Annotated in this window: 1 protein-coding gene; it reads right to left on the bottom strand. The window is 78.8% G+C overall.

Translation table 11 applies throughout. From position 1 onward, the window contains the following. Positions 1-480, bottom strand: a 480-nt coding sequence (locus BG452_RS37220; protein WP_188308771.1) for an ROK family protein, incomplete at both ends; no start/stop codon positions are given.

The following is a 480-nucleotide window of genomic DNA, read 5'->3' as shown; positions in this document are numbered from 1 at the left end:
CCGGATCGCCCGGGCCGTGCTGCGCGAGGCCGGCCTCGCGCAGCTCGGCCGCATCGCCCGCGTACTGCTCCAGGCAGCCGCGGGCGCCGCAGGCGCAGCCGGGGCCGTCCGGGTGGACGGGGAGGTGGCCGAGTTCGCCGGCGAAGCCGCGGGCGCCCCGGAACAGCCGCCCGTCGATGACCAGGGCGGCGCCGATCCCGGTCTCGGCGGAGACGTGCACGAAGGTCTCCACCGGCTGCTCGGCGTTCCAGTACTCCGCCAGCGCCCCGAGGTTGGCCTCGTTCTCCGGCTCGGGCACGGTGTCCGGGTCGGGCCAGTGGTCGGCGAGCCTGACGGTGTGCCAGCCGAGGTTCGGCGCGCGCTCGACCAGCCCGTCGGCGCCGTTCGGCACCACCCCGGGGACGGCCAGGACGCGGCCGTCGACGCGCAGCCCGAGGGCCGCGGCCTCCGCCTCCGCCTCGGCGGAGGCGGAGGCCGCGG

Source organism: Streptomyces sp. CBMA123, assembly GCF_014596465.1.
Classification (GTDB): Bacteria; Actinomycetota; Actinomycetes; order Streptomycetales; family Streptomycetaceae; genus Kitasatospora.
The sequence above is the reverse complement of the archived record's forward strand: the minus strand, read 5'-3'. Positions and strand labels throughout refer to the sequence as shown.